General features: G+C 43.3%; 12 protein-coding genes and 1 pseudogene. 5 read left to right on the forward strand and 8 right to left on the reverse strand.

Annotated features, from left to right (window positions below):
* Positions 1-118 precede the first annotated feature (118 nt).
* Both AB4263_RS02890 and AB4263_RS02895 read right to left on the reverse strand, forming a co-directional pair.
* Positions 119-1,801, reverse strand: coding sequence for an alkaline phosphatase family protein (locus AB4263_RS02890; protein ID WP_372097424.1), 1,683 nt, complete (start codon positions 1,799-1,801; stop codon positions 119-121).
* A gap of 165 nt (positions 1,802-1,966) precedes the next feature.
* Complete coding sequence (locus AB4263_RS02895; protein WP_017060470.1) at positions 1,967-2,755, reverse strand: SUMF1/EgtB/PvdO family nonheme iron enzyme; 789 nt, start codon at positions 2,753-2,755, stop codon at positions 1,967-1,969.
* Positions 2,756-2,892: 137 nt separating this feature from the next.
* On the opposite strand from AB4263_RS02895, the gene AB4263_RS02900 reads away from it, so the two are divergent.
* Positions 2,893-4,224 (forward strand): anaerobic sulfatase maturase, encoded by a 1,332-nt coding sequence (locus AB4263_RS02900; protein ID WP_372097426.1) that lies wholly within the window; start codon positions 2,893-2,895, stop codon positions 4,222-4,224.
* Positions 4,225-4,311: 87 nt separating this feature from the next.
* A complete protein-coding gene (locus AB4263_RS02905; protein WP_102319817.1) occupies positions 4,312-5,370 on the forward strand; it encodes a HEAT repeat domain-containing protein in 1,059 nt (352 codons plus the stop codon).
* A gap of 147 nt (positions 5,371-5,517) precedes the next feature.
* Here the strand turns inward: AB4263_RS02905 and AB4263_RS02910 are convergent, their stop codons facing one another.
* Positions 5,518-5,757, reverse strand: a complete 240-nt coding sequence (locus AB4263_RS02910) for a hypothetical protein (protein WP_133151224.1) — start codon at positions 5,755-5,757, stop codon at positions 5,518-5,520.
* Positions 5,726-6,004 (reverse strand): annotated as a pseudogene (locus tag AB4263_RS02915) (gamma-glutamyltransferase); the annotation flags it as partial. The gene AB4263_RS02910 and the pseudogene AB4263_RS02915, both read right to left, overlap by 32 nt.
* A gap of 621 nt (positions 6,005-6,625) precedes the next feature.
* Here AB4263_RS02915 and AB4263_RS02920 point away from each other — a divergent pair.
* From AB4263_RS02920 to AB4263_RS02930, 3 genes are all read left to right on the forward strand, one after another.
* On the forward strand, positions 6,626-8,092 hold the full coding sequence (locus AB4263_RS02920; protein ID WP_372097531.1) for a methyl-accepting chemotaxis protein: 1,467 nt from the start codon (positions 6,626-6,628) through the stop codon (positions 8,090-8,092).
* A gap of 131 nt (positions 8,093-8,223) precedes the next feature.
* On the forward strand, positions 8,224-9,360 hold the full coding sequence (locus AB4263_RS02925) for an outer membrane beta-barrel protein (RefSeq protein WP_372097428.1): 1,137 nt from the start codon (positions 8,224-8,226) through the stop codon (positions 9,358-9,360).
* A 9-nt stretch (positions 9,361-9,369) separates the two neighbouring features.
* Positions 9,370-9,780 (forward strand): phosphate ABC transporter substrate-binding protein, encoded by a 411-nt coding sequence (locus tag AB4263_RS02930; protein WP_010429296.1) that lies wholly within the window; start codon positions 9,370-9,372, stop codon positions 9,778-9,780.
* A gap of 85 nt (positions 9,781-9,865) precedes the next feature.
* On the opposite strand, the gene AB4263_RS02935 is transcribed toward AB4263_RS02930, so the two are convergent.
* The 4 genes from AB4263_RS02935 to AB4263_RS02950 form a co-directional block, all read right to left on the reverse strand.
* Positions 9,866-10,933 carry a sulfate ABC transporter permease gene (locus AB4263_RS02935; protein WP_372097430.1) on the reverse strand — a complete coding sequence of 356 codons (1,068 nt, stop codon included), beginning with the start codon at positions 10,931-10,933 and terminating at the stop codon, positions 9,866-9,868.
* Position 10,934: 1 nt separating this feature from the next.
* Entirely contained in the window at positions 10,935-11,411 is a 477-nt protein-coding gene (locus AB4263_RS02940; RefSeq protein WP_017081157.1) for a hypothetical protein, read from the reverse strand.
* 9 nt (positions 11,412-11,420) lie between these two features.
* Complete coding sequence (locus tag AB4263_RS02945; RefSeq protein WP_372097432.1) at positions 11,421-14,624, reverse strand: response regulator; 3,204 nt, start codon at positions 14,622-14,624, stop codon at positions 11,421-11,423.
* 213 nt (positions 14,625-14,837) lie between these two features.
* Positions 14,838-15,212, reverse strand: coding sequence for a hypothetical protein (locus AB4263_RS02950; protein WP_017060464.1), 375 nt, complete (start codon positions 15,210-15,212; stop codon positions 14,838-14,840).
* Positions 15,213-15,276: the final 64 nt, after the last annotated feature.

Genomic DNA, 15,276 nt, shown 5'->3' on the forward strand with positions numbered 1-15,276 from the left:
GCTAATCCGCGATGAACCTTATTTGTTTCGACCTAGTGAGTCAGAAACAGATAAACGGCTCTTTTATTGAGTGGGTGCTGGATTCGAAATCTAGCTCACGAAACCTTAGAGATTGAGTCTACTCAGTGATCTCTTGCAGCACTTCTCCGATTGACCCGCTTGGTTGGGTGATACCCAGTTTGTTCGAAAGCGTTGGCGCAATGTCATATGGCGTCACTGCTCGCGATACCTTCTTAGCTTCAACGTCGTAGCCTGCAAAGATCACAGGCACATGAGTGTCGTATTTCCACGGAGAACCATGTGTAGAGGCAATTTGGAGGCCTTCCATGTCGTTAATGTAGCTGCGCGGTGCAAATACTACGTACACGTCGCCAGAACGAGCAGGGTGGTAGTTGTTTTTAATTAGCTGCATCACATGCGTATCCGGTACTCGGTTAGCCGCAATGTCACTACTTGATACAGCAAACGCAACACCTTTCACTTTTGCAATTTCATCCGCAATAGCTTCTTGGACCTTAGCCAGATCAAGCTTCTTCTCAGCGATCAGATCATGATTCAGATAGATGTAAGGTTGTGCGTACAAGCGAATCGCGTCTTTGGTGAAACCAAATTCATCCTTCAATCGTTTCTCAACACCACTCGAGAGTAGTGTGTCTTTATTGAAGTATTGAGCTTGATTGAAACCAAGCGCATTTGCCGCAGGTGAAGATTCAGGTACACCGTGGTCGGCAGACAGCACAATCAATGTGTTTTCTAGCCCGACTTGGTTATCCACGGTTTTGAAAAGCTTAGCGAGAGTCTTATCAAGTCGGATAAGGTTGTCTTCTGTTTCTAGGCTTTCAGGGCCGTAAAGGTGCACCACGTAGTCATTTGATGAGAAACTCACTGACAGATAATCGGTTACGTCGCCTTGGCCAAGCTTCTCTTGCATCAACAAGGTGCTAGCGAAGTTTTCCGTGATTTCGTCACCAGCAGGGCTGACGGTTAGCGTTGTGCTGTAGTACTTGTAACTTGCCGGGCCATAAGGATGAGGGAAGGTGCGTTGGAAGTCACCGAGTTTCACTTTGTGTTCGGTATCGTGTTCTTGCAACGTGTACTTATCACGCGGTAATGAGAGCTCCCATTTCTGTTTGGAATACTGAGCAGCAATCGCTTTCTCGTTCCAGCGTGATACCCAATCTGGATACTCGTCATAGTAATAGTTACTGGTGACAAACTCCGATTGTGCTTTGGAGAACCAGAAGGCTTTACCACTGTGTCCTGCCAATGAGATTGCGCCGCGGTCTTTCACTGATACACCGAATACTTTTGATTTGCCACTATTGGAAATCGTCAGTTCGTCACCAAACGTGGTGGAGAGTATTGGCTCTGGAGAGCGGCCATCGCCTTGTGCTGTCTTCTGCGTTGGGTCGATCTCTGTTGCTTTATCGACACCTGCACCAGAGGTCAGCATTTGGTAGTTACCGTCTTCTACGTTATACACCAAACGTTCTTCGCTACGGTCATACCAAACGTTACCTACCATGCCGTGTACGCTCGGTGGAGCACCTGTTGCAAGCGACACATGGCCCACGATCGTTTCCGTGTTGCCATGTTGGTAGTTTGCGTTGGTGTAGTAGGTACCATCATCCATTAAGTACCGGAAACCGCCTTCACCGAAGTTGTGCTTATATCGTTCGATTAGATCTGCGCGCAGGCCATCTACCGTGATTTGAAGGACTAGATTTGGCTTTTCCTCAGCTGAAGCTGGGAGAGCGCAGAGTAACGCGAGGGTTAGTCCTGAAAGCTTGGTGTATTGCATAGAGTTTCCTTATTCACTGTTGCCGCTGAGTTCTAATGTTTGGTCAGGTTTCCAACGTTTGGCCAGATTTGTAACGTGTGTGCAGTGCGAATCGTATTTTTAGTATTGTTGGTGACGATTAGTGAACCATAACCTTCGGCATCTTTAGTTAGTTCGCTTCGTTAGCTAGTTCACATCCTTAACTAAACGCAGCCCCATATCTGACATAGTGATCGATTGGCTTGCGAAGTCACGACGGTAACTTTCAGATTCATTTTCGTCATAAGCAAAGCTGCCACCGCGAACCGATTTGTGTGATAAACCGACGTCGCTGTGTTTTGCGTTGTTAGGGTTGTCTGTTGGACCGAATCGGTAGAAGGTGTCATCGAAGGCATCGATAACAAACTCGCCCACGTTTCCTGTCATGTCATATAAGCCTAGTTCATTTGGTTTCTTTAGCCCGACTGGATGTGCGCTATTTTTAGAATTTGCTGAGTACCACGCAACATCATCTAAGTTATTGGAACCACTGTAAGTATAGCCTTTACTTTTATTGCCACCTTTGGCTGCAAATTCCCATTCAGCTTCAGTAGGCAGACGGTATTCTTCACCCGTTAATTCATTCAACTGCTCAACAAAATAGTTTGCTTGCTGCCAACTAAGGTTATTGACCGGAACTTGTGGGTTTTGGAAATAACTGAGAGATGAACCCATCACCGATTCGAACAATTCTTGAGTCACCTCAAACTTCGCAATATAGAAACTATCTACAGTTACATTACGTGCAGGACGCTCTGCTTTGGTCGCTTCTGGACCGTTCGACCCCATGGTGAATGTGCCGCCTTCAACCAACACCATCTCTTGGTCAATTTGTTGGGCGATGGGGTGTGTAGGCACGCTTGCACAGCCACTCAGAAGGATAGTCATGGTGACGCTGCTAATTGTTGCTAACTGTTTGTAATTAAGAAATTTCATCACGTGCCTCAGATGTTCGAAATAGGGTCTAATTCTAACGTTTAAGGTCATTCCTATTGGTTATAAAGGGTATAACATGTCACCTGTTCGAATAGGAGTTATGATGGGTCCAGAATACTAAAATAGGTAGGTAAATCATGCATATTACTCAAGGTCCACAATATAACGGTAAAGCGTCTAAGCGCTTGCATGTCATGGCTAAGCCGATTGGCGCAGCATGCAACATTGACTGTAAATATTGTTACTACCTAAGTAAGCAAGATTTGTTGGAGTACAAGAAAGGCAGTTCTCCAAGAATGGATGATGAGACGTTAGAAACCTACATCCGACAATACATCGAAGGTCAAAACACGCCAGAAATTATCTTCTCATGGCAGGGTGGTGAACCTACCATGCTTGGTTTGGCCTATTTTGAACGTGTGGTTGAACTACAGAAGAAGTACCAACCTGAAGGTGTATTGATTTCAAACGACTTACAAACCAATGGCACGTTACTGAATGACGATTGGGGACAGTTCTTAGCAAAGAATAACTTCTTGGTCGGCTTAAGTATTGATGGCCCAGAGATGCTGCATAACGCCTACCGTACTAACCGAGCCGGTCGTGGTACGTTCAAACAAGTGATGGCGGCTGTTGAGCTGTTGCACAAGCACCAAGTGAAATTCGCGACGTTAACCTGCGTGAACAACCTGACCAGTCAAAATGCACTAGAAGTGTACCGATTCTTACGTGATGTGGTGAAGTCGCCACAAATGCAGTTTATCCCTATCGTTGAGCAAAAAACCTTTAGAACGGTTGCACCGCAAACCTCTCAAGTGAGCGAGCAATTGAAGCAGGGTGACAAGCGCCTGATCCCGGGTCATAAAGATTCAATCATGGAATCGTGGTGTGTGTCGGACTTGGCTTGGGGTAACTTCTTGATTTCTGTGTTTGACGAGTGGGCCAAAAACGACATCGGCAAGGTGTTTGTTCAGTATTTTGAAGCGAGCGTAGAAACATGGATTGGGCGTCCGAACCCACTGTGTACCTTGAATGAGATATGCGGAAAGGGCTTGGCAATGGAGCCAAATGGCGACGTATTTTCATGCGACCATTATGTTTACCCTGAATACAAGATTGGTAATATTCATCACGAGAAACTTGATGATTTGGCGTACAGCGCACCACAGCAAAAGTTTGGTTTTGCTAAATCCCGCACACTGACCAGTCAATGTCAGCAGTGTGATTACAAGTTCGCTTGTCATGGTGAGTGCCCTAAGAACCGCTTTATCAAAACTCGTGCAGGCGAACCGGGTTTGAACTACTTATGTGCTGGTTGGCATAAGTTCTTTTCTCATGTCGATAAGTCGATGGCGTACATCGCTCGCGCGATGGGGCATCCGGTTGCTCATGGTAAATTCAGCGACTCAGTATTGATGGCGCATCGAGCAAAACAGGCGCAACAAGCTACGTTCGAGACCAAGTTTTAACTCGTTCTTTGGATCAACAGGTCCAAGAAAAATTTAATCAGATACGAGTCTAAGGACAGGCTAAGTTCTCCAGTTTAAGGTAATACTATGATGAAGAAGAGTTTAGCGACGGCTGTTGCTTTATTGATTTCAACGTCCGCATTAATTTCAACGTCTGCGATGGCTGCGAATAGCGTACAACAAACGGTTGACGCGCCAGCACAAAATATCAATCAAGTGCTTGAAATGACGGACACTCAAACCCGCATTCAACAGTTGTCTTACATGGCACAAGATCAGAATCAATCTGTTGAAAATCGTACTGGTGCACTGCAAGAGCTTGCTTCATATCCAAGCCAAAATGCGCTGGTGGCGGTGGCAAGAGGCTTAAAAGATCAAAACCCTGAAGTTCGTGAAGCGGCGGTTATCGGTTCTGAACCTTACCAACTTGAACATCGCTGGGCGTTAGTTTCACCCTTGCTAAAAGACAGCGATACCATGGTTCGCCATACGGCAACGTCAAACCTAGTCCGTGACTTCAATGCATTGGATGACGAGCAGAAAGCACAAATTGAACCACCAGTCACAGAGCTTATTAGCTTCTTGGAAACGCAAGAATCTGAAAAGTACCAATTACTGTTTGCTGATGTGCTTCGTTGGCACAATGACTGGGATAAGGCGGAAACGGTTTATCTAGAGCTGATCAATACGCATCCAAAAGAAGCGCAAGTTTGGTTGAGCTACGCAGATAATTTTCGAGCTCAGAACAAAGATAAGCAAGCAGTCGAAGTATTAGATCGTGGTTTGGAGAGCGTGCCAAACAACGCCGCTCTGCATTATTCGAAATCGTTGACTCTGGTTCGCCTTGAAGACAAAACTGCGGCAGCCAAAGAGATTGAAGTGGCTGCGAAGCTAGCGAAAGATAACAGCTACTACTGGTACCTAAATGGGGTATTACAAGAAGAGTTGGATATCGACAAGTCGACTAAATCGTTCGAGAAAGCATATTTGATCTCTGGTTCTCCAGAGCAGCTATACGCGGTATGCGATATCTATGTGCGCTACGGAAATGAAAAGACCGATGATTGCTTAGGTGAGCTAGGTAAAGTCGCTCCTGACTATGTTATTGATCAGTTGAAAGATAAACGAGTAGCGCCAAGCTCATAATATCCTAATGAGTAATTAGCGAAGCCTATAATGAAAAGCCAGTCGACACGTTCGACTGGCTTTTTCGCATCCATGAACTGCTTAGACGAGGTTCAAGTAACTAAAGACAAAATAAGGGCAAGCCTGTTACTTGCCCATTTCGTTTTATTATTCACCCATAGAGCTTGATGCACGGCGTCTGTCGGTCGCGCCATAGATCTTGCCATCTTTGACTTCAATGGCATTCAAGCCACTGACGACTGGAATGACATGCACCGGATAACCGAGCTGCATGAACTCTGGTACTAACATTTCGGCGTAGGTTTTCTTTTCGACGAGCAAACCCGTTGGGTCGTAAGGTTTGGTGCGATCAATCTTGGTCTTTGTCTTTTTGGTAAAACAGCGCAAAAGTACCGCCGCCAATCCCAGTCATATCCGGTTCAACCACCGACATTGTCATCTGCATCGCCACCATTGCATCGACTGCATTACCTCCTTGCTTGAGTACCGAATACCCAGTGCTGCTTACATATGGATTCGTTGCACTTACCATAAACTCTTCGCCAGTTTCGTCTGGCGTAATTGGAAAAGGATTTGGCTTAGCCGCGAAACCGACCGCTGAAACCAAACTTAAAGATAAAGTCGCTATTCGCATGCGTTCTCCGTTTAAGGTATCTGTTTATTCGCTCTAAGATTGACCGAGTAAGGGCGGTGAAGTTCGTGAGTTTGCAGCCTTTTTACACAACACTGACGCTGCTGACAGAATCATTAAATAGTAGAGAATTTTGCGGCTTAAATTTATTGCGAAGCTAAATGTAAGGGCAAACTTGGGTTCTCAATATTAATTTAACTATCTTGAAATCCTAATTTTTGAATAACTAAAGTGATTTTGGAACATGATGAATTACAGTCTTATGGAGAGGTGTTCAGTTTGATGTTGAACTCGTTTTTAATAAAGTAGTTAATTATACATGCTGATTTATATGGTTATTCTTACTTGCATAATAATTTATAAATAATGTTAACATTTTTGTCACTATTTTCGGTGTGACAGATTGATATACTGGTCAGATCTGTTATTATTCAAAATACATATGCAGTTCATCATACTGTTTAACAAAGGGAGCTTATGTTTACACTATCGATCAAAAATAGGATTTTGGCTTTATGTTTAGTGTCGCTAGTAGGATTTACTAGTATTCTATTTGTCGGAGGGGATACGTTAACCAGTAACACCCAACAGGTTAATCGAATTGATCAAGTTACTTATCCGGTTATGAATGCGGCTTCATTGAATAGTGTATTGATCTCTCAATTAGCCGAGCGCTTTAATTTGGCAGTGACTCTAGGCGATGACGAGATTTTGGAGATGAACAAGCAAACTCTCGCTGAGATTCAAAATAACTTCAACATTCAAATCTCTCTCGATCCTTCATTACAGAGCTCATCTGCACTTTTGCAAAATCAAACCAATCAATATTTTGAGTTAGCTTACCGAGTTGCTCAAGGCATGATAGATGAAGAGATCAGCCTTAGCGAAGCTGGGCGCCTTGCAAAACAGAGCACCGCAATCTTAGATGAGCTTACTTTGGGTATGCATAAGTTTTCTTTGGCTCGTCAATCAGAGTTTGAAAACGCGGTACAAGATCTAGAATCAAACAATAAAAAAGCTAACCAAATCATGAGTGTGTCTGGTGCTGTAGCCATGCTTGCGATGTGTATCTTTGGTTGGTTTGTGGTGAAAGGTATACGTAGAGATCTCGCGAATATCAGTGACAAAATGCGTGATATTGCTGAAGGGGATGGAGACTTAACGGTTCGCCTACAGCATGAAAAAAATGACGAACTGAAACCTTTAGTTGAATCATTCAATAACTTTGTCTCTCATTTACAACAGAACGTCACACACACTATAGGTAACGTTACTCAGCTGGACACGATCTCTGGTTCACTTGTTAAATCAAGTCAAGTAACAAGTGAGTTGTCGACTAAGCAGCATCTCTCTATTGAAGAAGTATCAAGTTCATTAAATCAATTGTTTCTTGCCGCTAGAGAAATCGCTACGAACGCTAATGATGCTTCGACTTCAGCTTCCAGTGCGAGTGAGCAAGCAAGCTTAGGAGAGAAGCAAGTCAAGAGTACGATTTTAGCCGTGCAAGAATTAACGCATGATGTAAGTAATGCATCTCAAGTGGTTAAACAGCTAAATGACAACACACAAAGTGCTGGCTCGATACTTGAGTCGATCAGTGCGATTGCAGAGCAAACCAACCTGCTTGCGCTTAATGCGGCAATTGAAGCTGCACGCGCTGGTGAACAAGGCCGTGGTTTTGCTGTCGTTGCTGATGAAGTAAGAACGTTAGCATCAAGAACTCAATCATCTACACAAGAAATTCAATCTGTACTCTTACAGTTACAAGACCAAGCAAAAACTGCGTCATCGATTATTTCTGATAGCGTAGTTAAAGCCGAAACTTGTGTTGAAAAGTCAATTGTCGCGGAAAATTCTCTGCAGAAAATTACTTCAGATATTATCGAAATCAGTCAACGAAACGAAAGTATTGCCGCTGCGACTGAAGAGCAGGAGCAAACCTCCACTCGTATTGAAACTTTTGTCGAAGAAATTCGCAAGATGGCAGAAGGCACCAGTAACAGCGTTCAGCAAGTGGACGCCGTGGCGCAAGATATTCAAAAAGTGACTCGTAACCTTTCAACACTAACTGGCCACTTTAAAGTCAGTTAAGTTCCCTAGAATCATTCCCTCTCTCCTTTCGGCTATGCCTTAAGGAGGGCGGCAGTATGCCCCAAATATGGGCTGATTATACAAAAACAATTATATAAAAACGAAAAATCACATAACAATTGGAGTTAGTTATGAAGAAGACAGTGGTTGCTGCCCTAGTAAGTATGGCGTTTGGAGCAAATGCTGCAAACATGGATGATCTTCGAATTAGTGGATTTGGTTCTGTAGGCATCGGTAAGTCAGACAATTCGATAGGTTATGCGGGTTATACCGACGAAAAATTAGATTGGGAGCAAGAGACATTAGCAGGCTTACAATTTGATTTTCAAGTAAATGAGCGTGCTAAGTTCGTGACGCAAATCGTTGCAAACAGCCGTTATGATTATGAGCCAAAAATTGAGATGGCTTATGCCTCTTATGATTTTGAGGCCTTCACAGCTCGAGCAGGTAAGTTGCGTTTACCTTTGTTTTTCTACTCAGATTACACAGACCTTGGCTATGCGTATCCAATGATCAGGCCTTCTCAAGAGTTGTATGAAAACATTGTTTTGAAGGGCTACACGGGTGCTGATTTATTGATTCCGATTGAACTTGAAGATTCAAGTATTCTTCTTCAGCCAGTGGTTGGTATCGGTACTATTGATGAAGATGACTCAATTGTTGGTGAGGTGAAACTAGATAAACTATTCGGTATCAGTGCCAACTGGAACGTAGATGACTTTACCTTCCGTGGTTCATATTTTGTTGCTGAATCTAATCCATCTTGTGATTTCCAAAACTCACAAGACCCGTATTGTCAATTGGGTGCAATGCTAGATAGCCAAGATGGTCAGTTCATCTCTTTGGGTGCTCAATATGACAATGGTGATCTGTTAGTTAACGTAGAAGCTGCAGATGTTCAATTGGAAGGGCAGTTTTATGACTATCAATCGGTTTCTGGTTTGGTTGGTTACCGAGTCAATGAATTTACGCCTTACGTTTCCGTTAGCTGGGTTGAAACAACAGACAACGAAGAACGTGAGAACATGACTACGACGGCTATTCAAGAGTCGATGAATTACGAGCGTCTTTCTTACTCTGTTGGTAGCCGTTGGGATTTCGCTAAGAACATGTCTTTAAAAGCGGATGTGACCTATGTCGATTACCGCGATACTAGTGGTGGGTTCCAAAGTAATGTTGAAACAACAGTAAGCCCATATATTGCAACGGGTAATTACCTTGAAGACAGCTCTATTGTCTATTCAGCACGTCTTGATTTCGTATTCTAAGGAGGCCATATGAAAAGTTTACTGGCAGCAATAACCGTAGCGGTTCTTTCATTTAACGCTTCTGCTGGAATGGTAGTGATTGGTAACAATGCTGGCGTTGATTCTTTATCTAAATCAGACGTTAAAAAGTTATTCATGGGTAAGAAAAGCAAGCTATCGAATGGTACTAAAGCACAGATCATCGAGCTAGCTGATGGTTCTGAAGGCAGACTTGCCTTCCATGAGGTGGCAACGGGACGCAGCGAATCACAACTTCAATCAGCGTGGTCGCGACTTGTATTTACCGGTAAAGCTGAAGCTCCAATCCAGGTTTCAGACTACAACGAAGCAATTATAACGGTTGCTTCAAAAACCAATGCAATTGGTTATGTAGATGAAGCCGCTTTAACAGGTGACGTGAAAGTATTATTTAAATACTAAGCGTTGCTTACTTACCAGCATTAAAAAGCCCAAGGTTATTTGATTACCTTGGGCTTTTATTTAATGGTGATTGTCTAATTTTGGGTTAGAAGACGAAACTCAACATGATCGAATAAAGGACGGCATCTTTGTCATCAAAACCAGTAAGTGCGTTGAAATTCTCAACAAAGGCACCGTTTGCTTTACGAGCCTCAAAATATTGCACTTCGCCATTGATGGAGACGTTAGGTAACACATCGTAATCCACACCAATTAGGTAGCTGTTTCCTGTTAGGTGTTCGTGAGAATCAAACTCTGCTCCGTAAACGACGTATGGAGTGAATAAATCTATTCTGTAGCCCAAACTAGCGTACATCGAGGACGAGATGTCACTGGTTTGCCCTTCACTGGCAAGTACAGCTTGGCCGAATTCGTACTCAGCACCTAACGACCAAAGTTGGATGTGTTGGTTTTTCAGTAGTTCTGGTTTAGGCAGAAACACTGAGTTGATTGTTTGGTCGAAATTTGAATCTAGGAAAGATAAATTCCAACGGTAGCTATCACCGCTTAGCTGCAGATTTGCGCCGAGCATGCGATTGGTTTCAAATTCCAGTTTTGTAGTCGAGTTGAAATCTACGTCATTTTTATCTTTTATGCCGATAAACGGAGTAAGTAAAAGAGTAGCTTCGTCACTGACATCGTGAGTCCAGCTCACTTTTATGCCATTGAAAGCTGTGATTCCGAGAACGCTGTTATGCACCTCTGTAGGTGGCCTCGCGGTCATATAGGCTTGGCCTACATAGTAGTACTCAGAGGCAAGGAACAGTGGCAGTCGTAATCGACCAATGCTGACATCAAAGTCATTAAATTCATAACCTAAGTAAGCCCACTCTAGCTGCGGCTCACTCCAATCATATTGGGGTGGCTTGACAACTTGCACGGAAGCTTTGAATGAGTTGTAGAAGTAATCGAGTTGAACACCAAATGTGGTATCACAGTCGTAACAGCTCTCATCAGTAAAACCGCGGTTGATGATTAATGGATTATCGTTATCCGATGTTGCCCAAGACGTTGAGCCAAAGCCACTCAAGGATAAATTATCGGTAAGTTCGATATTCGCAAAAGCCGGAGAGGCCATTGAGGCACATAACACTGACGTAATTATTCTTTTCATATTATTTCTCCGAACTTATAACGTAGAGAACGTTGGCATTTTGAGGAACCGAAGAGAGTGGGGAGTAACCAATACGGTTTGGTTTGTCATCAAGCCAGTCGACTAAGCTGTCGGTTGACGCCGTTTTGATTTCTCTTGGATAACGCGCTTTTCCTGAAAAAGATAAACCAGCCCAGTGTGCATTCATTTGAGCGGCATTTTTTCCAAGCAAAAGCTGATAAAAGTCCTCTCTTTCGGCACTGTTCTCAGGCCAATCAGACAGTTCAACACGTTTGCCATTGAGGTGCTTAGTTTTCCCTCTATAGAGCTTTCGCGCTTTGTTTATTGATATCTCTTCAAATCCGGAGTCTAAAGAAAATATGGCATAATCTTCAGCGGCATGAGCGGGGCTGAGAAGAAGTAAGCTTCCTAATAGCCCTACCGCGACTGGCAACATGACTCTGCGGGGAAGTGTTTTTATTGTTCTAATCCAATCCATGGGTATCTCCTAACAAGTCGCACTTTCTATTTGATGGAATAGCTTTTCTTTTCTTACGGGCTTCGCTACGTACCCATCCATTCCGGAATCAAAGCACTTTTGAATATCATCATCGATAACACTGGCGGTTAACGCGATAATAGGAGTTTTGCTTAAGCCTTGGTTTTTCTCGTGTTCTCGAATCTCCTTAGTTGCCGTGAAACCGTCCATAACAGGCATCATGCAATCCATCAAAATAATGTCGAAGCTACTGTCGTTCTGGTACATATCAACGGCAATTTGTCCGTTGTCTGCAATTTCAAAGGCATATCCGGCCTTCTTCAGCATGATAGAAGCTACTTTTTGATTGACGCGGTTGTCTTCGACTAGCAAGATTCTCTCTGATTTGCTCGGAATTGCGTTTTGTTCCGCTTCTTCAGGCAAAGTACGTTTGGTCGCAGCCCCGTTGATAATTGGAGTGACAGTTGCAGGTTGTTTCTTAGGTTGAGCTTTATAGGAAGCTGGTAGTGGCATAGCTTCTACCGCGGTGAGTACTTTCTCTTTAAGCATTTCGAACTTGAATGGTTTTGGTACATAGTCATCCATACCAACGTCGAAACACCTCTGAATATCGTCATCGATGACACTGGCGGTCAATGCAATGATAGGGATGCGTCGCGTCGCTTCCGTTTCTTTTTCAATTCTTCGGATGTTGCTTGTTGCATCAAAGCCATCCATAACCGGCATCATGCAGTCCATGAGTATCGCCGCGTAATGAGGATTAGCGGTGAACATGTCCACAGCTTCTTGACCATTATTAGCGAACTCGAATTCAAAACCACTTTTACCGACATGAAGACCAGCAATTTTTTGGTTGATCTTGTTGTCTTCAACGATGAGGATTTTGTGTTGGATCTCGACTGATGTCTGGCTTGCTTCTGATAGTTCCGCCAAACCTCGAGTATCACAAAGCTCAATAGCTTTAATTAAACGCAAGCCGAGTAGGGGCTGTGCGACTTGTGCAGTAACGCTGTCACCAAGATCCGCTGGCTCACTTAAGAAGGAACGTATCAAACAGATAGTGATGCCGTTTTGGTGCAGCTTTTCTAAGTTATCTGCGTGGGTATTAGCTAGGAATGCGTCATCTTCGGCGAAAACAACAGTAATAGGTTTAGTGTGTTTTTGAGTGGAGAGCTGCTCTGTAATTGCCGTTATATCATTCGTTTTATCGGTAACCTTCAAACCATAAAGGTTAAGGTCGGACTCGACTCGCTCGGAGAGCATGTTTTCGTTACCCAGCACATAAATATCAGCCGTTGCTGTACTTGGTTTTGGCAGTATCAAGTCAACAGGCAATACCAAGTCGAAGTAGAAACAGCTTCCTTCACCTTTGATGGAGTCGAGTTGAATTTGACCACCCATCAGCTCTACCAACTGTGTACTGATGGCTAGACCAAGACCAGTACCACCAAATTGGCGTGTGGTTGAATCGTCTTCTTGAGCGAACGGTTCAAATATCTGTTTTTGTTGCAGTGAATCGATACCAATACCCGTGTCTCGTACAGCAAATCGAATGGTGGCATTGTTATCTGCTTTGTTGAGCGTTTGAATTGATAATGTGACGCCACCTTCAGCCGTAAACTTCACCGCATTCGACATAAAGTTCATCAAGATCTGTCTTAAACGGTGATCGTCGATCATCACGCGTGCTGGTGTATCTGGGCTGATATCAACGTTAATCGATATTCTTTGTTCTTTCGCTTTTGGTGCCACAATAGAGGCGATGTCGTATATCGACTCTCTAATCGATGCAGAATGCGGGCTGATTAATAGCATGCCAGACTCAATTTTAGAGAAGTCTAAGATATCGTTGATTAAGCTAAGGAGCAGTTGGGATGAAGTTTCGATCGTATCAACATAGTCACGTTGTGTCGGTGTAAGCGGCGTATCTGCGAGGATTTCCGAAATACCAATAACACCATTGAGCGGGGTGCGAATTTCATGAGACATGTTGGCCAAGAAGCTACTTTTTGCTTTGCTGGCTTGTATTGCGTTGTCTTTCGCGTGTTCGGCATCCTCTTTGGCTCTCTCTGCGTCTTCTTTTGCTACCGTCAATCTCTCTTTCGCGAGCTCTCGTTCGATGGTCAATCGTTCAACTTGCTGAGCAAACAGACTGAGTTCATCTTTACCTTGGATTAATTTATCTAAAGAAGGGCGCGTGTCATCATTTTCGCTTTTTAAGAAAGCTAACACCAAATTAAGGTTGTTAGTGACTTGTCTCGCCAAGCTAAGAGTTAAACCCATAACAATCGCTGCCAGCAAAGCGACGATTGAAATAAACAGGGTTCGTTGTATTTGCGCGTCATAGATGGCTTGCTCAACTTCTTGTTGAAACTCTTGCTTGATTACGCCGCCAAGGCTTTGTAATAAGTTGAGCCGTGCGCTCATCGCTTCTAAGCCGACAGACACTTCTTGTGGCGTCAGTTGGCTGATTGTATTTAGGTCGAGTAGCGCGCTTCTTATCTCTTGGCTTTGAGCGAACACATCATTTCGAAACACTTCAACCATCAAAGAAACTTGATGTTCGTTGGCGTTCAATGAAACAAAGCGCTCTAAGAACAATTGCTGTCTTTCACTCAAGGTTTTGATCTGTTCGGCGAGTTCTGGGTCGTACTCTTGGCTGATTTGGAAGATCTCAATCAGTGAACTACCAAGCTTGAACTCTTCGTTCGACCAAAACATCAACCACTCAAGTTGTTGAAGGGCAGTGAGGTGCTGTTGAATTTCACGTTTAGTGTTTTCAAAAGGGACTTTCTCTACTTCAAGTAACAGTTGCTTGTATAAATCGCTCTGCCATTCGAGGGCATCCAATTTATCGTAAGTGTCAGTCACTTGCATCGTCGATAAGGTCGCTTCGCTGAAATCGGCAACAAGTTGATTCATTTCATCAGATGCGTCTAAAAAAATGATGGGAGACAGGTTTTTAAGTTCTGCCTTTACTTGGTTGCTTTGAGTAGCAAACTCTTCAGGGCTAGAGGCTAAGGTACTTCTATACAAAATAGAAATATCTTGAAGATAGACAGATAACTGATTGGTTCGTTCAAAATCGGTTAACTGAGTCGTTAATATATAAGCCTGTCTACCTGCTAGGAAGAGTAATAATGAAATGGGAAGTAGAACTAAGCCAAAGAGTTTATGTTTGACTGAAAGGTTATTCCAAACCGTAATCGCCATATAAGGATCCATCCAACTGTCGTTATATAAAAACAGTAGAATAAAAATGCCGATATGGAAACTTTGAAACGGTAAATTTTACGTAAGTGTGGGAGAGGTATAAGTTCTTGTGATTCCAGAGCTTATTTTGAAATGCGTTCTTTTATTAGTAATTTATAGCGTTTGGCAGTTTGTTTAATTTTATGCTTATTGATGAATCACTTAAAAAGCTTACTAATGAGGACGATTGTTATCGAGGCTTAATTCGAAAAGAAGTTGCTCTAATACGGTTTTTGCAGAGGGTTCTAATGTCCAAATACCGAGCATTCTGTTAAGTGCGGCGCGATACACTCTGTTTTTTAGTAGGAAGGCGAGTGTGCTCGTATCATTGCTGAATACGTGCATTTGTACGATGGTGAGCTCTGCTTTGTTCTCAATGTCTATTTTCTGAAGATTGAAAGCGGGTAGGAAGGCAGACTCATACCAAACCTCAACGATCTCTCGAAGCTCCATCTCTTCTTCAGGTACATCGCACTCCTGAAGTTGGTGGTTTTCAGGAATTGCGGATAAGTAAGCTACATCAAGCTTGTCTGCAACGAATGTGTACATATTCTTCCTTGTTACCTGTGGTATTGGGGCGAATCATCCCTCTCGCTTATGAATTTGTCAATTA

Origin of the sequence: Vibrio sp. 10N.261.55.C5, from assembly GCF_041470505.1 — a bacterium.
GTDB lineage: Bacteria > Pseudomonadota > Gammaproteobacteria > Enterobacterales > Vibrionaceae > Vibrio > Vibrio crassostreae_C.